20 protein-coding genes and 1 pseudogene are annotated in these 22141 nt (G+C 44.3%); 11 read left to right on the forward strand and 10 right to left on the reverse strand.

Going from position 1 to position 22141, the window contains the following annotated elements; genetic code table 11:
• Positions 1 to 3: 3 nt before the first annotated feature.
• From MADE_RS10720 to dapA, 5 genes and pseudogenes are all read right to left on the reverse strand, one after another.
• Positions 4 to 2388: a sensor domain-containing phosphodiesterase gene (locus tag MADE_RS10720; RefSeq protein ID WP_012518621.1), complete on the reverse strand. Its 2385-nt coding sequence runs from the start codon at positions 2386 to 2388 to the stop codon at positions 4 to 6.
• A gap of 193 nt (positions 2389 to 2581) precedes the next feature.
• The gene (locus tag MADE_RS10725) at positions 2582 to 3457 is read right to left on the reverse strand and encodes a DMT family transporter (protein ID WP_023559730.1); all 876 of its coding nucleotides are present in this window, start codon (positions 3455 to 3457) and stop codon (positions 2582 to 2584) included.
• Between the two features lie 189 nt (positions 3458 to 3646).
• A complete protein-coding gene (gene purC / locus MADE_RS10730; RefSeq protein WP_012518623.1) occupies positions 3647 to 4360 on the reverse strand; it encodes a phosphoribosylaminoimidazolesuccinocarboxamide synthase in 714 nt (237 codons plus the stop codon).
• Positions 4361 to 4372: 12 nt separating this feature from the next.
• The gene (gene bamC, locus MADE_RS10735) at positions 4373 to 5476 is read right to left on the reverse strand and encodes an outer membrane protein assembly factor BamC (protein ID WP_012518624.1); all 1104 of its coding nucleotides are present in this window, start codon (positions 5474 to 5476) and stop codon (positions 4373 to 4375) included.
• A gap of 12 nt (positions 5477 to 5488) precedes the next feature.
• A pseudogene (gene dapA / locus MADE_RS10740) lies at positions 5489 to 6372 on the reverse strand (4-hydroxy-tetrahydrodipicolinate synthase).
• Positions 6373 to 6550: 178 nt separating this feature from the next.
• On the opposite strand from dapA, the gene MADE_RS10745 reads away from it, so the two are divergent.
• Entirely contained in the window at positions 6551 to 7114 is a 564-nt protein-coding gene (locus MADE_RS10745) for a glycine cleavage system transcriptional repressor (protein ID WP_012518627.1), read from the forward strand.
• On the forward strand, positions 7092 to 7556 hold the full coding sequence (gene bcp, locus MADE_RS10750) for a thioredoxin-dependent thiol peroxidase (RefSeq protein ID WP_012518628.1): 465 nt from the start codon (positions 7092 to 7094) through the stop codon (positions 7554 to 7556). The genes MADE_RS10745 and bcp overlap by 23 nt, the downstream gene beginning before the upstream one ends.
• Positions 7557 to 7710: 154 nt before the next feature.
• On the opposite strand, the gene MADE_RS10755 is transcribed toward bcp, so the two are convergent.
• Positions 7711 to 8784 carry an AI-2E family transporter gene (locus MADE_RS10755; protein WP_012518629.1) on the reverse strand — a complete coding sequence of 358 codons (1074 nt, stop codon included), beginning with the start codon at positions 8782 to 8784 and terminating at the stop codon, positions 7711 to 7713.
• A 329-nt stretch (positions 8785 to 9113) separates the two neighbouring features.
• Between MADE_RS10755 and bepA the strand changes: the two genes are divergently transcribed.
• Positions 9114 to 10577, forward strand: a complete 1464-nt coding sequence (gene bepA, locus MADE_RS10760) for a beta-barrel assembly-enhancing protease (protein WP_012518630.1) — start codon at positions 9114 to 9116, stop codon at positions 10575 to 10577.
• A gap of 15 nt (positions 10578 to 10592) precedes the next feature.
• Here the strand turns inward: bepA and MADE_RS10765 are convergent, their stop codons facing one another.
• Positions 10593 to 11099 carry a TlpA family protein disulfide reductase gene (locus tag MADE_RS10765; protein WP_012518631.1) on the reverse strand — a complete coding sequence of 169 codons (507 nt, stop codon included), beginning with the start codon at positions 11097 to 11099 and terminating at the stop codon, positions 10593 to 10595.
• A 258-nt stretch (positions 11100 to 11357) separates the two neighbouring features.
• Here MADE_RS10765 and arsC point away from each other — a divergent pair, with 258 nt between their 5' ends.
• From arsC to MADE_RS10780, 3 genes are all read left to right on the forward strand, one after another.
• Positions 11358 to 11711, forward strand: coding sequence for an arsenate reductase (glutaredoxin) (gene arsC / locus MADE_RS10770; protein WP_012518632.1), 354 nt, complete (start codon positions 11358 to 11360; stop codon positions 11709 to 11711).
• Entirely contained in the window at positions 11711 to 12313 is a 603-nt protein-coding gene (wrbA, locus tag MADE_RS10775) for an NAD(P)H:quinone oxidoreductase (protein ID WP_012518633.1), read from the forward strand. Before arsC ends, wrbA begins: the two co-directional genes overlap by 1 nt.
• Positions 12314 to 12405: 92 nt before the next feature.
• Entirely contained in the window at positions 12406 to 12828 is a 423-nt protein-coding gene (locus tag MADE_RS10780; RefSeq protein WP_012518634.1) for a DUF2069 domain-containing protein, read from the forward strand.
• 155 nt (positions 12829 to 12983) lie between these two features.
• Here MADE_RS10780 and hda read toward each other — a convergent pair whose 3' ends face one another.
• A complete protein-coding gene (gene hda, locus MADE_RS10785; protein WP_012518635.1) occupies positions 12984 to 13721 on the reverse strand; it encodes a DnaA regulatory inactivator Hda in 738 nt (245 codons plus the stop codon).
• 6 nt (positions 13722 to 13727) lie between these two features.
• Positions 13728 to 15125: a DUF2066 domain-containing protein gene (locus MADE_RS10790; protein ID WP_012518636.1), complete on the reverse strand. Its 1398-nt coding sequence runs from the start codon at positions 15123 to 15125 to the stop codon at positions 13728 to 13730.
• A 304-nt stretch (positions 15126 to 15429) separates the two neighbouring features.
• Here MADE_RS10790 and purM point away from each other — a divergent pair, with 304 nt between their 5' ends.
• From purM to MADE_RS10815, 5 genes are all read left to right on the forward strand, one after another.
• Positions 15430 to 16470: a phosphoribosylformylglycinamidine cyclo-ligase gene (gene purM, locus MADE_RS10795; protein WP_012518637.1), complete on the forward strand. Its 1041-nt coding sequence runs from the start codon at positions 15430 to 15432 to the stop codon at positions 16468 to 16470.
• Positions 16467 to 17117 carry a phosphoribosylglycinamide formyltransferase gene (purN, locus tag MADE_RS10800; protein WP_012518638.1) on the forward strand — a complete coding sequence of 217 codons (651 nt, stop codon included), beginning with the start codon at positions 16467 to 16469 and terminating at the stop codon, positions 17115 to 17117. The genes purM and purN overlap by 4 nt, the downstream gene beginning before the upstream one ends.
• A complete protein-coding gene (locus MADE_RS10805; RefSeq protein WP_012518639.1) occupies positions 17077 to 17820 on the forward strand; it encodes a DUF3108 domain-containing protein in 744 nt (247 codons plus the stop codon). The genes purN and MADE_RS10805 overlap by 41 nt, the downstream gene beginning before the upstream one ends.
• A gap of 372 nt (positions 17821 to 18192) precedes the next feature.
• Positions 18193 to 20655 carry an acyl-CoA dehydrogenase FadE gene (fadE, locus tag MADE_RS10810; protein WP_012518640.1) on the forward strand — a complete coding sequence of 821 codons (2463 nt, stop codon included), beginning with the start codon at positions 18193 to 18195 and terminating at the stop codon, positions 20653 to 20655.
• A gap of 169 nt (positions 20656 to 20824) precedes the next feature.
• Positions 20825 to 21340, forward strand: coding sequence for a CAP domain-containing protein (locus tag MADE_RS10815; RefSeq protein WP_232363058.1), 516 nt, complete (start codon positions 20825 to 20827; stop codon positions 21338 to 21340).
• 26 nt (positions 21341 to 21366) lie between these two features.
• Here the strand turns inward: MADE_RS10815 and MADE_RS10820 are convergent, their stop codons facing one another.
• Complete coding sequence (locus MADE_RS10820; protein WP_012518642.1) at positions 21367 to 22002, reverse strand: response regulator; 636 nt, start codon at positions 22000 to 22002, stop codon at positions 21367 to 21369.
• Positions 22003 to 22141: the final 139 nt, after the last annotated feature.

Below are 22141 nucleotides of genomic sequence, written 5' to 3' on the forward strand. Positions count from 1 at the left end.
GCGCTAGTGAGCTTTCAGAAAAGCTTCAAAATTTGTTTTACTCATCGGCCTAGCAATAAAGTAACCTTGACCAAAGTCACAGCCCATATTATTGAGTATGTCATATTGCTCTTGGGTTTCGACACCTTCAGCAACCACTTTGATACCGAGCTTTTTCGCCATAACGATAATGGCTTCACACAGCACTTTATCGTTACTAACGTCGGTCATCGTTTTCACAAAGCTTTTATCAATTTTTAAGTAGTCGGTAGGCAACTTTTTCAAATACGATATCGACGAGTAGCCCGTACCAAAGTCATCAAGTGCTATATCTACACCCGCTTGTCTAAATTGAAATAACTTTTTAGAAACATTTGTATCTGCTTCCATCAGAAGGTTTTCTGTCACTTCGAGCAAAATTGACCGTGCCGCAATGTTTTCATCCAATAAGCGAGTGAGCCAATCAGTGATACTCGTTTCTTGCTGAAAATATTGACTGGGCGAAGTATTAATACATATCTGTAATTCACGACAATAGTGAGTTTGCCAGCGCTTCACATTTTTACATACTTCTTCGAACACCCAATTGCTGATTTCGATGATTAAGCCCGACTCTTCCGCTAAGGGAATAAATTCATCTGGCGCAATACGCCCCTTCTCTGGATGCTGCCACCTAAGTAACGCTTCTGCTTTGATTGCCTTACCGTCTTTAAAAGACGTGATAGGCTGATACTCAATGAATAACTCATCGTTTTGAATTGCATAACGAAGGTCGTTCAGCAAGGTTATGCGCTTGACGGCAACCGCTTGCATGTCTTGAGTATAGTATTTATAACTATTCTTACCGAGATCTTTAGCCCCGTACATTGCTTGATCCGCGTTTTTTAACAGCCCTTTTATGTCACGAGCGTCGTCGGGGTATAGCGTAACGCCTAAACTTGCGCTGGTATGTACTCGCTCAACATTTATTAGGTATGGCTTTAAAATAACGTCTAGAATTTTCTGTACAACAATGTCGATAGAACTCAGGGTTTCTATACTGTTTAGAATAACCACAAACTCATCTCCACCTAGCCGGGAAACGGTATCATTGGCTCTTAAACATTGCTTTATTCGCTCAGCGCATTCAATAAGAAGCTGATCTCCTACATCATGACCGAGCGTGTCATTAATATCCTTAAAATTATCTAAATCGAGAAAAGCGACTGCCACTCTGTCACCTTCCCTATCCGCTGTTTTTAAAGCTAACTGGAGGTGGTCGAGCATCAGGTTTCGGTTAGGTAAGCCCGTAAGCGTGTCGAAGTTTGCTTGCTTCCAGATAAGCTCGCTAGCACGCTCCCGTTCAATAGCAATACTGGCTATATGTGCAAATTGTTCAATCAGCACGACTTCTTCAGGGGTGGGTACAGCTTTATAGCGATGATAAATAGCGAATGTACCTATTACCTCTGTGCTGGCACCTCTAATGGGCTGAGACCAACAGGCGGCTACACCAGCCCGAGCCGCTATCTCTTTATAGTCATGCCAAAAGGTATGGGTGCTAATGTCTTCTACGATGGTTGGCGCGTTAGTGGCCGCCGTGTTACCACATGCTCCAACGCCCTCACCAATTTCTACACCATCTATGGCATCGTTATAAAAATCAGGCAATGAAGGTGCCGCGCCTTTCGTGAGCTTCCCATCTTCAAGAAGCAAAATGCTGCAAATTTTTTCTGGATACTCAGATTCAATAGCATTTACGATGTCAAACAGTACGCTGTGTAACGATTCAGCATTAACGACCTTTTCTAATATAGCGCTTCTTACATTCGTAATTTTCTGCGTTTGTGCCAACCGAGTTTGATACTCTTCAAGTTGCTCCGACAGCGCTGAGTATTCTTTTTTACATAGTTCGGATTGCGCCATCTCCGCTAAACTTTTTAATTGGAATATTTCGTCTGCGGAAAAAATACGTGGCTCTGAATCAAATACACACAAAGCCCCTACTGCCTGACCGTCCACAACAAGGCTTACACCTGCGTAAAAGCGAACATAAGGTTCACCAATAACAAACGGGTTTTGTTCAAAGCGCGGATCTTTTTTCGTATCTGGGATAATTAATGCGTCGTCTTGCGAGATAGTATGGTTGCAAAACGCGACTTCTCTACCCGATTCACTCAACTCAAGATTTACAGCAGACTTAAACCACTGTCTGTCCGCGTCAATTAGCGTAATTGAAGAATAACGACAGTTAAATACACTGCTAGCTAAGCGTGTAATTCTATCGAAGCGCTCATCCTTCGGCGTATCCAGCAGACCCAATCGCTTGAGCGTCGCTATCCTCTCAGGCTCATTAGATATGACATTAGATAGACCCAAAGTTTGCTTTCCTTTTAACACTAATACGTTTTCTTTACTCGACACTGCCATCTAAAATATAGTTCGAAAGTCCGAAAACGTTAACATTACTTGTGCATAAAAAACATTTCTCTTTAGTCTACAAGTAGTGAACACATAGGACGTTGCCTACAATCTATTTGGCCCAGACAGCCGCTTTATTACGGCGTGTCGCTATCACAGCGAATTTTTTTACACCTTTTCCACATCAAAACACAGTGCTAAATCAGTTTTTTATTACCAAATAAATACCGCCTAACGTCATCACTGAGGCGATGGTAATTTGCAAGCTTAGTTGCTCTCCTAGAACGGCCCACCCCATTAGTGTGGCAAGTACTGGAACACTTAACTGAACGGTGGCTGCCGTTGTCGACTTTATAAGCGGTAATGCACTATACCAGATAGCATAGCCACAGCCTGACGCTACTACGCCAGAGGCTATGGCGTATAACACCCCCTTGGTGTCTAAAACTAGGTTAAAGCCAATCATAAAATGAACGACAACGCCAAGCACAAAACATAACACGGTGGCGTAAACAAAATTGCCCGACGTAGCTAAAAGCGCAGACGAACTTTTTTTGCCTAATAGAGAATACACTCCCCAAGACATCCCAGCAGCAACCATAATCACACCTGCCAATAGCGGCGGCGCCGACGCGCTAGGTAATAGTAGGATAACCAGCCCCGCAAAAGCTAAAATAAAACCTAGCCATTGGAGGAACTTAAAACGTTCACCAGACGCTAACCCAAAAGAAATCATGGTTAATTGAACCGCGCCAAATAACAACAGCGCACCGGTACCTGTAGACATCGACACATAAGCGTAGGAAAAGCATAAGGCATATAAGAATAATGTTAGGCCACCTAGCAAATTTGCATTATTTTTGAGCCCCTGCCATAGATTCTTATACGGCCCCGTGGTTAAAACCCGGTGCTTTAACACAAAAGATAGGAACAGCAGCGCGCATGCCCCGCTTGATAACCGCACTGCAGTAAAACTAGCTGGATCAATTGACGTATGGGCAAGGGCCATTCTACAAAGCAGTGAGTTTGCCGCAAATGCGACCATGGCAATTGCTACCAGTAAAAGTGGTTTTAACAATGCGCGTCTCCCTTATGCTGGGCATGAATATTAGCTTTTCGGTGGCTTCAACAGCGTCACCCGCAAGGATATAGTGGCTAAAATAAGCCTCTATTGAAAGGGCGAGGCGTGGAAAAAGTAGTGTCGCGCTTAAACGAAAAAAGAGGACGTATTACGTCCTCTTTTTATCAATAACGCTTTGTTCACCAACTACAGCGATAAACCTAAACGCTCAGCTACTTCAATGTAGGTTTCAACAACCGAGCCTAGCCCTTGTCTGAAGCGGTCTTTGTCCATTTTTTTACGGGTTTCTTTATCCCACAAACGACAGCCATCGGGCGTGAATTCATCGCCTAATACAATGTTGCCATCTTTATCGACACCAAACTCGAGTTTATAGTCGACTAGCAACATACCCGCATCGTCAAACAATGCTTTTAGAACGTTGTTCACTTTAAACGTAAGCGCCTTCATTTCAGCAATTTGCTCTTGTGTTGCCCAGCCAAATGACAGAATGTGATAGTCATTTACCATAGGGTCATGAAGCGCATCATTTTTAAGGAAAAACTCGAAAATAGGTGGGTTAAGCGCTTGGCCTTCTTCCACACCTAGTCTGCGAACCAAAGAGCCAGCAGATAAGTTCCTCACCACACACTCAACAGGGATCATGTCGAGCTTTTTAACCAGCGACTCAGTATCAGAAATCAGGGCTTCAACTTGCGTTGCAACGCCTGCTTCTTCAAGCTTTGTCATAATAAAGTGATTAAACTTGTTGTTTACTTCACCTTTGCGATCAAGCTGTTCAATTTTTTCACCGTCGAACGCCGAAGTGTCGTTCCTAAAGTGAAGAATTAATTTATCGCTATCATCAGTGTAATAAACAGTTTTTGCTTTACCGCGGTAAAGCTCGTCGCGTTTTTCCATTCTCAGTCTCAGTTATATATCAAGATTATCTTCTGACATGACCTCAGCGAAGGCACTGTAAAGGTCGGAAACCTGATTTGCTTCAAACGGTACACTTTCATTGTCCATGAAAGTAACAGACGTGCGATTCGCACCCGCTTTTGCAACTTTTAAGCGATAATCACCTTTTTCAAGTAATTCGCTATCGCTTGTGAATAAACCATCCCACCAACTACCTTGATCACCATTGTAAGTAACAAATAGTAGGCCGTTAGATTTATCTAAATCTTTGACGTCAAAACCAAGCTTACGAAGAACTAAAAGCATTCTCGGCCAAGCTACGTCGTACTGCGCTTCAACGAGGTAGGCTGGGTCACCATCAGCATTAAAGCCCATTTCAGTTTGAATACCCTGGCGTATACGCGCAATTCTTCGGGTTTCCGCTAATTGAATTTGGTATTCATAATGACCGATAACTTGGTTGAGTACTTCAACCTCTTCACGGCGCTCTTCCATTGAAGATACGTCGGCAACCACATCGTTACCTAAGGTTTGCATGTAATCTTTAAGCTCTACTGTAAGAGCCGCACTGCGACCGTGAGGTTTTACGTCCAAGCTGAACTCGAAGCGCCTGCCAATTTCACTTTCTTCATCAGCAAAGCTATACCAAGGGCCATCGATTTCTTTAGTGATAACCATCCAGTCGGTTACCAATACTTTGTCTTCTGGACTGAAGCTATCTACACCAATACCCTGCTCGTCTAAATAGCTTAGAAGGGAATTCCAAATCGCCTGACTTAGCGGTTGACTGTCGTCAACTTGGTCAAACCAAATCGTGGCGGAGCTTTTACCCTCTTCAACATGTGACCCGGTCACAAGCGGGAGAACCAACGCAGGCGAGCGGACCATAAGCGATTTGCCAACCAAGTTTTTGTCCGCTTCTTGACCTAGATCAGGTACTGCAAATTCCCGTGAGAAGGTTGGCGCATCTAGTTCAGAGGGTACTTCTAGCGTTTTGTGTTCTTTAGTTTTTAAGTACTCGTAGCTACCCGACGCGGTCTTTCTATCTATTTGGCTTGAACAACCTGCAAGTGCAACCATCGCTACTGAACTTGCTATAGCCAGCGTTCTTTTCATCTGTGTTCCTTATTAACCAGAAATCAATGCGTATTTTTTTAGTAGTTCTTCGATACGTTTTTGGCTTGATAGTTCCGGTAAAACCATAGGTAATCGCATAACAGCGCTTTCCATCATGCCCATTTTATATAATGCCCACTTTGGCATTACTGGATTTGGCTCTATAAATAGTTCGTCGTGAAGCAGCTTAATAGACGCATCAATGTCACGACACTTATCAAATTCTTTGTTCAGTGCAGTTTCGCACATCTGTGCAATCGCTTTAGGCACGATATTGGCGGTTACAGAGATAACGCCATGTCCGCCTTCGCACATAAATTCACAGCTGGTGCCATCATCACCACTAAGAATTACAAAGTCTTCTGGAACAAGGGGCTGTGTTGCTTTTAATCGCGCAATATCGCCGGTGGCGTCTTTAAGACCAACTATATTCTTATGTGTGGCAAGCTCTGCTACAGTTTCAGGTAACATGTCTGCAACTGTACGCCCAGGCACATTGTAAAGAATAACCGGAAGGTCGCTGGCATCTGCAATTGCGTTAAAGTGCGCAACCATACCAGCTTGTTGAGGCTTGTTATAATAAGGCACCACGCTTAAAAAGCCGTCGATACCCGTTGAGCCGAGTTGCTCAGTAAGAAAATGGCCTCTGCAGTAGAGTTTGCTCCGCTGCCTGCTATCACCGGGATCGCGCCCGATGCCATAGCTACTGTTTCTTTGACCACGTTAATGTGCTCATCAAACGGTAGGGTTGCTGACTCACCAGTAGTTCCAACCGACACTATACCGTGGGTGCCCTGCTCTACATGAAACTTCACAAGTTTCTCTAAAGACTTGTAATCAATATCGCCGTTTTCGAACATCGGCGTGACGAGTGCTACGTAACTACCAGTAAACATAATCTCTCCGCAAAATGTGAGCGCACATGGTAAATATGTCAGTGCTTAAACACAAGTAATAGCGCATGTAAAATGACAAGAATTTGACAATATCTTATTCAAAGGCAAGAAAAAGGCGCTGACTTTAAAAAAAACTCTGTGCTAACATCCCGACATCGTTACCATTGAAGTGAAGTAGATGCCGAAACACCAACTTATCGTGACCATACTAGGTACAGACAACAGTGGCATATTGAGCGAAATTGCCACCACGGTATCTGAAGCCCAGTGCAATATTCTTGATAGTAGGCAAGCCATCTATGGCAAGGAGTTTTCTTTGACCATGATCATTGAAGGTACGCAAAGCGCTATAACAAAGGCAGAGTGCATTTTACCCGCTTTGTTTCAACGTCTAGATTTATTATCCATGATGAAACGCACGAGCCATCATGAAAAGCAAAATCTTGCCCACCTTTTTAATGTCGAATTCAGTGGCGAAGACGCCGCTGGGTTGATTAAAGCGGTAACGGGCTTTTTTGCAGAGCGGCAAGCTATGTTAAGTGCATTCAGGCAGCGTACGTATAAAGATAAAGCCACGGGCAAAGACAACATGCAGTGTAAATTCGTTGTTTCGCTTCCGCCGAATGAAAATGTAGATGACTTAGAATCTGATCTAATGGCCCTGTTCACTTCGTTAAATGTGACAGGTAAAGTACAAGACACACAAAAAAAGGATCCCAATGAAAACGTTACAAGCTGGTGATAAAGCGCCGCAATTCTCATTGCAGAACCAAGATGATCAAACCGTATCGCTCTCAGACTACGCAGGTAAAAAAGTCCTCGTTTATTTTTACCCTAAAGCAATGACGCCCGGCTGTACTGTTCAGGCACAAGGTTTGCGCGATGTAAACGATGAACTAAAAGAGAAAAACGTAGTTGTATTAGGTATCAGCCCCGATGCGGTAAAGCGTTTGCCGAAGTTCATTGAGAAAGAAAACCTCAACTTCACCTTGCTGTCAGATGAAGACCACGCGGTGGCGGATGCATTTGGCGTGTGGGGGCCTAAGAAGTTTATGGGCAAAGAGTACGACGGCATTCATCGCCTCACTTTTCTTATCGACGAAAACGGCGTTGTTGAGCATGTGTTTAATAAGTTTAAAACCAAAGAACATCACACGGTTGTGTTGGACTATTTGAACAGCTAATACTGCATTTCAATTTTAAATTGAATCGTTAAATATCAAAAGCCCCGAAAAGGTAAACTTTCCGGGGCTTTTCTTTTAGGGTCTTTGAAGTCATAACGACTATTGTGCTACCACAACCCAGCGCAGTTACACGGCTAGTTCATCAGTAAGTCGTTTATTTCGCTTCTTCTGGGATTACCACAGGGTTGCTAGACCACGCAGTAACCACAGCTTTTACCAAGGTTGCCAGCGGTATGGCGAAAAATACCCCCCAGAACCCCCAAAGGCCGCCAAAGACCAATACAGCAACAATGATATAAAGTGGGTGCAAGCTTACGGCTTCAGAGAAAAGTAAAGGGACTAACAAGTTACCATCAAGGGCTTGTATAATGCCGTAAGCTATCATGAGATACCAAAACTCAGGCGATATCCCCCACTGAAACATTGCAACAACGGCAACAGGTATCGTTACCACCGCCGCGCCAATATAAGGAATAAGTACTGAAAACCCCACCAGCACGCCGAGTAAAATGGCGTAGCGTAAATCCATCAGTACAAATGTTACGCAACTCACCACACCAACGATAATAATCTCAATAACCTTACCGCGAATATAGTTCGCAATTTGAGAATTCATTTCATGCCCTACCTGGGTAATAAGACGACGCTCTTTAGGCAAAAGACGGGAGATGCCGTCTAAAAAAAACAGCTTATCTTTTAACATAAAGAACACCATTAACGGTACCAGAATGACATATACAAGTAGCGCTGCTAGATTTGCAATGTTACTAAATGAGGCAGAAATCAGGGTTTCACCCACTTCAACAAGCTTCTCGTTAATCCCTTCCATCATTTGATGTATTTGAGATACCTGCACATAGTCTGGGTACTTGTCTGGCAGCGTTAAAATCCACTCTTGGGCCTTTTGCCAGATAAGCGGGGTTTCCTGAATGAGGTTAACGCTTTGCTTTGAAATTATGGGTACCAAACCCACAAGCGTTAGAATTGTGATAGTGATAAAGCCAACCATGACAATACCACAGGCTATCGTTCTCCCAAGCCCAACATTAACCAAGCGACACACCGGCCAATCGAGTAGATACGCAATGACCGCAGCTACAAGCACTGGCATGATTAATTCGCCCCACAGTAAAAGCACTGCGGTAGTCAGAAGAATAAGAATAAGCAGCATTGCTGCATCAGGATCGGAAAATTTGCGTCGGTACCATCGACCAAAAACGCTAAACATAAAAACGCCCAGAAATTACTAAGAATAGGACACGCATCATAGTTGATAGCGCTAGCAATTAGCAATAAGTAGCACTTAAGAATCTTTGAAAATCAAACTGGTATGATGTTTTTACAGTATATTAAGTGACAGATTGTTTTCTTATCATTAGTTGATTTACGCTACGGTAAGTGAGTTTGTAGCAAAAAGCGTAGTATATGTGCATCGACTTCGGCATTATATCCATTCGAAACGCACACACATAAGAAAAAAATAAAATTTGAAACTGTTTAGCAACTTAGCGCTCTAAGCGTTATGCATTATTAAACATGTACAACGATTGTAGGTTCATGAGAAAAAAGTTTTCAGCATCTTTAGTTGCCCTCTCCTTCGTGCTCACTTCGAGTATTACAGCTGTAGCGCAAGATGCCAATTACAGTAATAAAAACGCATTGCCTGAAATTGGTGTGGTTGCCTCAGATGCAATATCGCTAGACAAGGAAATGATTGTCGGTGATGCGGTTATGCGCCAAATGCGCGGTCAAAGCCCCGTTATTTCCGATCCCGTGCTTGACGAATATCTGCAGGACGTCGGTAATCGTCTTGTGGTTCATGCCGATAATGCAAAGTTTCCCTTTGAATTCTTTTGGGTGAATAACGATGCCATTAATGCCTTCGCTTTTTTCGGCGGTCATATTGGTGTTCACACGGGGCTTATGCGCCGAGCTGAGAATGAAAGTGAATTAGCTTCAGTACTGGCTCACGAAATCTCTCACGTGACCCAGCGTCACATTGCCAGGCGCATGCAGGCGCAGCAGCGCTCGTCTCCCTTGGCATTAGCTTCACTCATTGGCGGCGTACTTATTGCTATGGCCAACCCTGAAGCGGGTATCGCGGCTATGCAAGCAGGGTCTGCTGCATCCGCTCAGCTACAAATAGACTATACCCGCTCTAACGAACAAGAAGCCGACCGCATTGGTATAGCTATGTTGGCGCGCGCAGGTTTTGATCCCAACGCCGCAGCGTCTTTTTTCTCAACCATGGCAGAAGAGTATCGCATGGTTTCACGTCCGCCAGCGCGCTTATTAACTCACCCATTAACAGAAAGTCGTATCGCAGATGCGAGAAACCGTGCCGGCGATTATCCGCGCCGTTATTTGCCCATTAATAAACAGTTTGAGCTTGCTAAGGCGCGCATAAAAGCGCGTTATTCCTTTGAGCCTGACTACGCAGTGGAATACTATGAGGCAGCAGTCGAACAAAATGTTCAGCGCAGTAAAGAAGCGTCGCTTTATGGATTGGCACTGGCGTATATGCGCGATGATAAAACTGAAAAAGCAAAAAAAATCATGGACGAACTTATTGCAGGTGACAGCAGCAACCTCTTTTATCTTGATGCAATGACAGACATTCATATTTCGCTTGGCGAGCCACTTAAAGCGGTTAACTTGCTCAAACCACATGTTACGCATAACCCAAGAAATCAAGTTTTAGCACTTAACCAAGCGAATGCCTACATCAGTGCTCAAAATTACGATGAAGCGATTTCGCTGTTAAAAGACTTTTTACTGGTTAATAAGGATTATCAAATTGCTCATCAGTTAATGAGTGAGGCATATCAAAAATCGAAGCGCTTTTCACAAATGCATCAAAGCAAAGCGGAAGTCTATGCGCTTTATGGCGCCTACAACCGCGCCGTAGATGAGTTACAGTATGCCTACAACTTCGCCGGCGATGATCATTTAATAAAGCAAAGAATTAGAGCAAGAATAAAGCAATTTAGAGATCAAGAAGAACGGCTAGAACGCCTGTAGAATGCTTTCTTTTATTTACTCGCGCCTTAAAGCTTGAAGGCGCTGAGTTAAATGCGCAGCGGTTAATTCACCCATTATAGTGTCAACGACCTTCCCCTCTGGCCCTATAATAAAAGTGGCCGGCAAATAGGGCGGTTTCTCCATAGGAAGCGCCGTACTCTGTGAACTCACTATAACCGGAATGGTAATATTATATTTTTCTGTCATCTCTTTTAGCTCAGAGAGTGTTTTCAGGTCGTAGTTAACAGCGAAGAGCTTAGTATTGCTTGGCAGTGATGCATTAAATTTAGCAAGTTCCGGCATTTCTCGTAAACACGGTGCGCACCAAGGAGCGAAATAGTTTACTACAACCCACTGGCCTTTTAGTGTGCTCCAGCTATATGTTCGCCCTTCTAAGGTTTCAAAATCATGCTGAAGGTGCTGATACGTAAAAATCCCGCCCATGGCCGCCGTCACTAATAACAGCAGAGTTAAAAGCGGCTTTAGTTTGTTTGTATTGGCCTTTGCTTTTAATAACCCCATTGCGTTCCTCTATATTTGCGCTCTAGCACTGCATTGTGTAACAGCGTAATTTAATCATTTCACACACATTTCATATGCCACTTTGCTTACTCTAAGCTAATTTAGTGCGACGGGAAACCGCGATTTCATATGGATTGAATTACATTAAACATTAGTTATTGGCCAATTTTCTGGCAGTTATCGGTAAACTGCTTGATATTAGAAACCAAAAACGCAATAGTTCGCGCCAATTGAAAAAACTATGCAATGAGGTCGCTTATGACAGACATTACTATAATTCACAATCCTCGCTGTTCTAAAAGCAGACAGACACTAGCGCTGCTAGAAGAAAAAGGGTTATCGCCCGTGGTTGTTCAGTATCTAAAAGAGCCTCTCAACGCCTCAGCGCTTAAAGACATATTTAAAAAACTTAACGTTGAATCGGTTAGAGAGATGATGCGTACAAAGGAAAACGAATATAAAGACGCCAATTTAGGCGACGAAACACTGTCTGATGACGACCTGTTTAACGCGATGGAAGCAACGCCAAAGCTCATCGAACGCCCTATCGTTATAAAAGGTGATAGTGCGCGAATTGGGCGCCCACCTGAATCGGTGTTGGAAATACTATAGTGCAACCTGTTCTCGTACTCTATTACAGCCGCCACGGAAGCACCAAGCGCTTAGCCGATGCTATTGCGCAAGGGGTTTCATCTCAAAATGTACCGGTGATCGTGCGCACGGTGAAAAGTATTAGCGAAACAGACGGCGAAGCTTCGCCTGACAACGCCTCAGCAGAGGTACCCGTGGTGACCGCTCAGGAATTAGAGCAATGCAGTGGTTTAGCATTAGGCAGCCCTACTCGCTTTGGCAATATGGCCGCGTCCGTTAAACACTTTTTAGATTCTACGAGCAGTCAATGGCTTAAAGGCGTGTTAATTAACAAGCCAGCCTGTGTGTTTACATCCTCGTCATCGATGCACGGTGGTCAGGAGTCGACGCTACTCTCGATGATGCTACCGCTTATGCATCACGGCATGATTATATGCGGATTGCCCTACAGCGAACCTGAATTGCACAATACGATGACGGGAGGCAGCCCCTATGGGGTAACTCACGTTGCGCATCATAGCCATGCTTCGCCAGAGCAACTCAGTGATGATGAAAGAGCGCTCTGTTTTGCCCAAGGTAAACGGTTAGCTAGATTGGCTGAAAAGCTAAAAGAAGAACGTTAACGCTGTCACGTACAACGCTGAAAAAGACGCTTTGGAAAAACGCAAACACTTACGTTTTACATTTAAAAACACGATCTCATCGGAGAATTAATATGTCATCAGATACGCGCTTTTTTCGCTATCTCGCACTTCTTAGCCACACAGGGCTAATTATTTGGATAACATTATGGCAATTTACCTTTACTAAAGCACATACGTATTCGCCGATTTTTATTGCCCTGTTTTATATTTTACCTTTATTGCTACCCTATTGGGGCATACTCAAGGGCAAGCCTTACACCCACGCCTGGGCGAATTTCGTTGTCTTGTTCTATCTCATTCATGGTTGCACCGTAGCGTACGCCGTGCCGGCTGAACGTTGGTACGCCGTGGTTGAAATCATTTTATGTACGGGAATGTTCGTAGGTTGCAGTGCCTTTGCAAGGAAGCGAGGTCGGGAATTAGGGTTGGGCTTGAAAAAGCTAAAAGAAGAAATGAAAGAAGAAAAGGCCCGTTTCGAGCAAAATCAGCAGTAAAAAGCCTGCAGTAATAAGTAACATACCAAGAAAAAAACTTTTATTAAAAGGTGACAAGGGCACGTCGCTAGCCCAAGCGTTTAGCCATTTTTGTGACGATAGCGTTAGTTGCAATATGTATATGTGGAGGCGTTGGCTCTAGCGACGGCGTTTTCTTAACCTAAGTTAAGTTCACGTTTTACCATGGCTACTGATAGTCTCTTTTGCTCTTGCAGCGAACGTGCATCTAACCTTGCAAGTAGCGACATCAAGCTTTTCAAGTCTCGTTCGCTATGGTGTAAGAGAAACTGTAAGGCTTGGTTTGAAAGGGTTAACCCGCGCTCTTCAGCACGCAGCCGCACGGCTTCTTCACGCCCACCATCATCTAATTGATTTACATGGTAAATCACACCCCACGCTAATCGCGAGCGCAAGTCAGGCAACGTAAACGCCGGGTTCGATGGCCCAAGGTGACTGGTGCAAATGATCAACGCGCGCTTGGTCTCAATAACACGGTTAAAAAGGTCAAATAACGCTTCTTCCCACTGCACATTGCCTGCAATGGCGTGGATATTGTCCAACGCTATCAGTGAAAGGTTTTCAAGGCCTTCGAAAATGTCTAACGACCACGCCTGGTAGTCGTTTAAATTAAGATACAGGTGGCTTACAGACTTACCCGCCAATTGATGACAAGTAGCAAATAATAAGTGGCTCTTACCAATTGCGCTATTGCCTAGCAAAGTAACAAGGGGAAGCTGTAGTGAAGACAACGGCCCCAATGCGGGGGCCTCTCGCCAATATGGCAACGCTTCTGCAATTTGCCTGAGAATTGATACGACTTCTTCATTACCCTTATTTACGAAACTATCGAAGTTTTCGTCTACGGGTAACGTTATAGGCAAAGGCAGTTGCATGTTAAATTAATTGCTCCAATAGAAACTATGCCCTTTTACGGTTTGCCCGTAAGCGTCGGTAACTGAACGTAACCGACCTTCCAGCTGGATGCTATTAAGTAAATCATCAACCGTTCCTACCAAAGTTAACGAGTAAGTAGCCACTGTACCCGATTGTTCTACTAACGTAGCACTCTCAATGACACTTAAGCTATTAAGGTAGTCTGTAGCACTCGCATAGCTGTTTATTGAACCGATGTTTGCAATTGATACCGTAATCACTTCTCGTTCTGAAACCTCAATTCCAACAACAGCATACAGCGACGATAAGTAATTTGAATAGGCATCAATGAGCTGTTTACCCAAAGCCTGTGGTGAATCACCATAAATACTGCCGTAGCTGACCTTGCCGCCACCAACGAACACCCAATCTAATGCATATTTTCCTTCATCAGCGCGTTTAGCGTAATCGGCAAATTCGTTCATGGTAAATGGTACCGCGCTATCGTCACGGTTGTTTAGAGCTGCATCAAACGCTTGCTCGCTATTGCTCACGTTACCGTTGCTCTCTGTGTCGTCGCCATTCACTTCGCTCTGGGCCTCACCTTCTGCGCTATCACCGGTGACAGTGGCGTCAGCGCCCATTTCCGACATGGTGTCCTGACCTTCTTTGCTAAGCACATCGTCTAAAGACTCAACTGTACCAGAAGGCACCACGTTCTCCGGCAAATCAGGGATGGCACTAGGGTCGTTCGGATAAACACGTGCGCCGATAATATTATCGATATTGTAACGTACAGAAGCCTGACGCAAAGGCTCAACAAAGCGCCCCCATACATCATACGTAGAAATATTTACGTTATCGGTAAGGTCCATTAAAGGTAAGCTTATCGGCACGCCGCGTTCTTTTGCCGTTTTTTTAAGCGCCAGTTGTAGTTCTGTATTTACTGACTCATCGAGAATAGACCGGGTTTCATTTTCGGTCTCTTCAACAAGCCATACGATAGTTTCGGGTCGCCTGTCACCCCATAGTGGGAGCATTTCGCGTTGCAGTATCTCGTTAAGTTTAGCTTGGTCGAATTCAGCAACGTAATAAGTTTGACCATTTTCGTAGGCAAACCGGTATGAGCGAAGCAAAGATTGAGGAGAACTAAGTGCGGCTCTCACCCCTGCATTATCTAAAACATGAGTACTGCCAGACATCTTTATAAAAACTTGGCGAAGCGCTTTTTTAAGCGCAGCTTGCTGGGTACGTTGAGATTGATCATCTACTTGAATTTGCGCTTCGCTGACGACAACCCGCTGGGCGGCAAAGGTAAACGCAGAATAGTTTAGCAATGCTATTAGTGAAAGCCCTATAGCGGGTGTGAGACGTCGCCCCTTGGTATTTGCTTTCTTGGTGTTACGCTTTACTGCGGTTAACATTGACACTCCATACTCTTTAAAATCAATTCCTTACCCATCGAATTGCTACGCCGATTTATTGTTGCGAAAGACGCAGACAAAACATCAAACAAGCACACTATTTTCTCTACTCTTAGCGCGAGACATTTTATTAAGTAAGTTGTTCACCAAAAGATAGCCTTCTATTGTCTTTTATATTCGGTTTAATTTCACCCATAAAATAAAAAAGATCAAAAAGCGCATAAAATAGCCGTCACAAATTGGACTTGTGACGACTTGCTGGTAGAATCCGCGGTTTTCTACCTCTTAGTTTCAGGGCCCAACCGTGAGCGAAAATAAAACCTCTTTAAGTTACAAAGATGCAGGCGTAGATATCGATGCAGGTAATCAACTTGTTGAACGCATAAAATCTGTTACCAAGAAAACCCATAGACCTGAAGTGAAAGGCAATTTGGGTGGATTTGGTGCACTTTGCGAACTGCCTACTAAATATAAAAAGCCGCTACTTGTTTCAGGTACGGATGGAGTGGGTACAAAACTAAGAGTTGCTATGGATGCTAACCGTCACGACGGTGTGGGCATCGATTTAGTCGCAATGTGTGTAAACGACCTTATTGTACAAGGCGCAGAGCCCCTATTCTTCTTAGACTACTATGCAACAGGAAAACTTGATGTTGATGTTGCTGCTTCAGTGGTTACTGGTATTGGCGCAGGCTGCGAACAAGCAGGCTGTGCACTGATTGGTGGTGAAACTGCTGAAATGCCGGGCATGTACCACGACGGCGACTACGACATTGCCGGTTTTTGTGTAGGTGTCGTTGAAGCTGACAACGTCATTGACGGTACTAACGTTAAGCCTGGTCAGAAACTTATCGCTCTTGGCTCATCTGGCCCGCACTCTAATGGCTATTCATTAGTAAGAAAAATTATCGAAGTGAGTGGTGCTGATGTAAACGCAGAGCTTAACGGTAAGCCTATCATCGACCAGTTGTTAGAGCCTACACGTATTTACGTGAAGTCAGTACTAGCGCTGTTAGAAGAAGTGCAAGTGAGCGCTATTTCTCATATCACCGGCGGCGGTTTCTGGGAAAATATTCCACGAGTTCTACCTGAGGATGCAAAAGTAGTCATTGACGAAAAATCATGGGAATGGCCAGCGGTCTTCTCTTGGCTACAAGAAAACGGCAACGTTACCCGCCATGAAATGTACCGCACCTTTAACTGTGGTGTTGGCTTAGTTATCGTAGTTGATGATGCCGATACAGAACAAGCGGTAAACATTCTAAAACAACACGGTGAAAATGCGTGGGTAATTGGCGATATCGCGTCTAAAGATGGCGAAGAACAAGTAGAGATCAACGCGTGAGTACTCGTGTAACTAAACTTTGCGTACTTATTTCCGGTAACGGTAGTAATTTGCAGGCTATTATCGACGCAGTACAAGCAGGCCGTCTTAACGCGCAAATTACTGGCGTTATTAGCAACCGGCCAAATGCTTATGGCCTTGAACGAGCCAGAGAAGCAGGTATAGAAGCCGTTTGCTTGGATCATATGGAATATGATGATCGCGCTTCCTATGATGAAGCACTAAAATCGCAAATTAATGCGTTCGGTGCCGACTGCGTAGTGCTTGCGGGCTTTATGCGTATTTTAACGCCTGAGTTTGTTGATAGTTTTACTGGAAAATTAGTGAACATTCATCCCTCTTTGTTGCCAAAGTACAAAGGTTTGAATACGCACCAACGGGCTATTGACAACGGTGACAAAGAGCACGGTGTAAGTGTGCACTTTGTTACGCCAGAGCTCGACGGCGGCCCCGTTATTATTCAAAGTCGTGTACCTGTATTTGAAGAGGATACTCCAAGCGACTTGGCCGAGCGTGTTCAAGAACAGGAACGTCGCATCTATCCTCTTGTGCTTTCTTGGTTTAGCGCAGGTCGGCTTTCAATGCGAAACAATAAGGCAGTTTTAGATGAGCAAGAACTTCCAGAATCTGGTTATGCAAACGACTAAGCCTTTCGCGGTAGGCGCACTGTTAGCGATTTCGCTTTCATGTGAAGCGCAAGCTGATACTAGCGCGCAACTGCCCCTTCAGCCTTACAAGGCCACGTACACCGCCTATAAATGGGGTGATGATGTAGGTGAAGCGAACATAGAGCTTACTGAATTGGGCAACCAACAGTACTCGATGATTTACACCTCTAAGGTTTCTAAGTTTTTTTTGTCCGACGAACGTAGTGAGCATTCTATCTTCTTTGTGGATGACAACACGGTAGTACCTTCTGAATACTACTATAACCGATCGGGTACGGGCCCAGATAAAGAACTTAAAGTCACGTTCAGTCAACAGGGCGAAGGTAAAATCTCCGTAGATAATGGGGATACCTTTAAATGGAACGGTGAATTTGACAATCAAATTTATCGCATTGACCTTGCTAAGCAATTAGCAAAAGGCGAGACCTCTTTGGACTATGACTTCGTTAATTACCGCGGTCAACTTAGACACTACGGCGTACAAGTTATCGATGAAGAAGTGCTTTCTCTGCCTTACGGTAAAATTGAAGCTGTAAAAGTAAAACTCATACGGGACTCGAAAAAACGAGAAACCTTCGCGTGGTTTGCCCCTTCATTGAACTACACGTTAGTTCGGCTACAGCAGTTTAAAGAAGGCGATGAGCAAGGCGACATTAAGCTCAAATCTTTTCAAATGCAGTAGTTTTTTAACGCGTTGTTAAATTCCTCAAAAAAGCACGCTAATGGCGTGCTTTTTTTATCGCTATTCCCCCCACAATGTTGCTGCTTGCCTACAGGGCGGTACGCGCTAAATAATCACGTTTTTCAGCGAGTTAATTCACGTGGTAAATGGTTTCAATAAGTAACGTCTATACTTATAGGTATTGCTGTGTATCGCTCTATTATTTATTACGTTGTTAATAGATTATTCATGTAAAAATCTTGATCTTTGCCCTATTAAATAATACGTTTACAGCATGCTGGTCTGACCTCGATCCAAACGTGCTTTTTGTTAAGCAAAAACAGCATCGAGAAACAGATAAGTGTAACGTTTAACGCCTTTCAGGAGTGAAGTATGGCAGATTTTATATGGTTTTTACTGGTGGTACTGACACTAGCGGTTGCTAGCTATCAGCGCACCAGCTTGGTAACAGCAGTTGCCATAGGCGCAGGTGTAATGATTTTAGGCACCTTATTTGGTGACATTGGCCTGTTAGGTTGGGTGGTGTTTCTTGCCTTAACGCTTCCTTTCACCCTTGCCAATATCAGACAACAGTACATTTCTAAAAAGCTGTTAGCCTTTTATCGCAAAGTTATGCCAGAAATGTCTAGCACCGAACAAGAAGCAATCGACGCTGGTACCGTATGGTGGGATGGCGATATCTTTAGTGGTAAACCTGACTGGGATAAGCTTCACCGCATTCCAAAAGGTCGCCTTACTGCAGAAGAGCAAGCATTCTTAGACGGCCCATGTGACAAAGTGTGCTCAATGGTTGATGAATGGCAGATTAACCATAAAGATGCGGACCTTCCTCCTGAAATTTGGCAGTTTTTAAAAGAGCATAAGTTCTTTGCTATGATCATCAAGAAAGAATATGGTGGTTTAGCGTTTTCTGCGTATGCACAATCACGTGTTCTACAGAAGCTTGCTGGCGTAAGTGCTGTATTATCAAGCACCGTTGGTGTACCTAATTCATTAGGCCCCGGCGAGCTGCTTCAACACTATGGAACAAAAGAGCAACAAGACCACTACTTACCTCGCCTTGCTGCGGGTGAAGAAATTCCTTGTTTTGCACTAACAGGCCCTGAAGCGGGTTCTGATGCAGGTGCGATCCCGGATGTAGGCGTGGTATGTAAAGGCGAATGGAATGGTGAAGAAGTGTTAGGCATGCGCCTAACGTTTAATAAGCGCTACATTACGCTTGCGCCTGTGGCTACGGTTATTGGTCTTGCCTTTAAACTACAAGACCCTGAGGGCCTTCTTGGCGATAATAAAGAGCCCGGTATCACCTGCGCACTTATTCCTCGCGATACCAAAGGCTTGGAAATTGGGCGTCGTCACCTCCCCCTTAATACGCCATTTCAAAACGGGCCAATTAAAGGCGAAGATATCTTCGTACCTATCGACTACATCATTGGTGGCCCGCAAATGGCAGGTCGCGGCTGGCGTATGCTTGTTGAATGCTTGTCTGTAGGTCGCTGTATTACGCTTCCTTCATCAGCTGCTGGTGGTGCAAAATCAGTATCACTTGCCACCGGTGCATACGCACGTATTCGTCGCCAATTCCGTATGCCTGTCGGGCACATGGAAGGGGTTGAAGAAATGCTGGCGCGCATTGGCGGTAATGCATACTTAATGGACGGAGTCACGCGTTTCTCAACGGTTGGTGTAGACCTTGGCGAGAAGCCGTCGGTTATCTCTGCAATTTGTAAGTACCACCTTACCGAAAAAATGCGTCAGGTCATTAACGACGCAATGGACGTTCACGGCGGTAAAGGCGTAATGCTTGGGCCAAATAATTACTTGGGCCGCGGCTACCAGGGCGTGCCAGTGTCCATTACGGTAGAAGGTGCAAACATTCTAACCCGTAATATGATGATATTTGGTCAAGGTGCTATGCGCTGTCACCCTTATGTACTTAAAGAAATTGAAGCTGCTTCAATTGAAGATAAAAAAGAAGCACTACAAGCGTTTGATAAAGCGGTATTTGGTCACATCGGCTTTGCTGTAGCTAACACGGTTCGCAGTATTTGGTTCTCGTTAACCAATGGCGCGTTTAGCAGTGCACCGTTTACTGATGAAACAGCCCGCTATTACAAACTTCTTCAAGGGTATAGCGCAAACCTAGCGTTACTTACCGATGTGTCTATGGGTGTACTGGGTGGCGATCTTAAACGCCGCGAGCGTCTATCTGCGCGTTTAGGCGACATTTTAAGTGGCCTATACATGGGCAGCACAACGCTTAAACGCTTTGACGAAGAGGGTCGTTTGAAAGAAGATTTACCGCTTCTACATTGGGCAATGCAAACCACGTTGCACGATATTGAAACGGCAATTGACGACTTCTTAGCGAACTTCCCCAACCGTGCTATCGCTGCAGCGCTTCGCGTTATGGTAATACCGTTTGGCCGTCGTATTGGCAAGCCCTCAGATAAGACAGAGCATGCCATTGCTAAAATGCTTCAAACGCCATCCACTGCACGTAGCCGCTTAGGGTATGGGCAGTACCTAACGCGCGAAGAAGGCAGCCTATTTGGCGACCTTGAACAAACGCTTGACGATGTATTAGCGAGCGAGCCTATCTTCGAACGCATTTGTAAGCATAAGAAAGCTAAACTTCCATTTACCCGTTTAGACACTCTTGCTGACGAAGCGCTTGCCGAAGAGGTGATTAACGAAGAAGAAGCGAATCTACTTCGCAAGACTGAAGCCGGCAGACTTCGTACTATTAACGTTGATGACTTTGACCACGAAGAACTGGTCGCTAAAGTTAACTCTACCAGCGCCACGAAAAAGCGAGGTGGTAAAGCTGCTTAGTTTAACGTTGAAACGTAAAGGCCGCGCTCGCGGCCTTTTTCATTACACACTTCCACTCGCCTGTATATTTGCCCCCCTAAGTTTTGCAGATGGGTCCCCTTGCGGTAATAGCAAACAAGCACAAGCGCTTTCATTGCTCATCGCTAAGGACACGAAACAGCAACGAAAAGTGTTAACGTGCAACCCTACGCTTGTAAAACTTGCTGAAGAAAAAGCTAAAGACATGGCACAGAGAGGGCTGGTATCACATTTTCTAGGTGGAAGCCCTAATACACGTATTCGCAATGCTGGATTAACGTTGCCTGAGTATTATGGCGACGCTATGAGTAATCAAGTAGAGGCCTTAGCCGGCGGCTACAAAACAGCAGATGACGTATGGTATGCACTTAAAACCTCTACATCGCACCGTCAGCATTTATTGGGAGAGCTCCCCTTCTATCAAGAACAAGATCAGATAGGCATTGCTTTCTTTAAAGACTATTCGACGCCTCATGTAGAATATTGGGCCATATACTTAACCAAATTGGCTGATACACAGCGTTTGCCAGAGGCCGAAACGAAAAGACCGTCTACTTTATTATTGTCGAAGCGAAAGAAGAAGTTTGAGCAGGTGCCCGACAAAGGACTGGGCATTGTTACCGAAAGTGGTGAGGTTATTTTACAAACGAAAAAACCGGATGAATAATCCGGTTTTTATCAAACAAAACGCGTTTAGCTGAGTTGAAGCTTATCCATTAACAATACCGCTTGAGTACGAGTGTTAATTTCTAGCTTGCGTAAGATTGCGCTTATGTGAGCTTTAATTGTCGCTTCTGTTACGTTCATCTCGTGTGCAATTTGCTTGTTCATTAGACCCGCACGCAAATATGAAAGCACTTGAATTTGTTTAGGCGTTAACTCGCGAAAACGTTGGAGCAACACTTTAAGCTCGTCATCGACTTTCTCTAGTTCTTCTTCCATACCTTCAGGAAGCCACTTCTTACCGCCAATGATATCAACAATGGCTTGGGCAATTTCACGCGTTTCAGACACTTTCGGTATAAAACCTTGCGCCCCTAAACTCATTACTTGTGCCACAACTTCTACCGTGTCACTACCAGATACAACACCAATCGGAATATTCGGGTATTGTTCACGAAGCGTGATTAAACCGTTGAAATATTCACCACCAGGCATATTTAGGTCAAGGAGCACCAATTCAACACCGTCAAACTCATTAAGCTTTTCCAATGCATCGTCCAAGCTTCCCGCTTGAATTATTTGCGCATTTTCAAAGTAAGGTTCCAACGCGCCGCTTAATGCCTCGCGAAACAATGGGTGATCGTCTGCTACTAGAATTCTCGTCATTAGCGTTACTGCTTCCTTATTATATTATGAGTATAGATTAATACTTTCGTTTAGTGACGAAAAGCCCTAATCCACAAAAATCACTCAAAATTTAACAAAATTAGCGTTTTCCATTGGCATTTGCGTATCAGACGGTAAA

Source organism: Alteromonas mediterranea DE, from assembly GCF_000020585.3.
GTDB lineage: Bacteria > Pseudomonadota > Gammaproteobacteria > Enterobacterales > Alteromonadaceae > Alteromonas > Alteromonas mediterranea.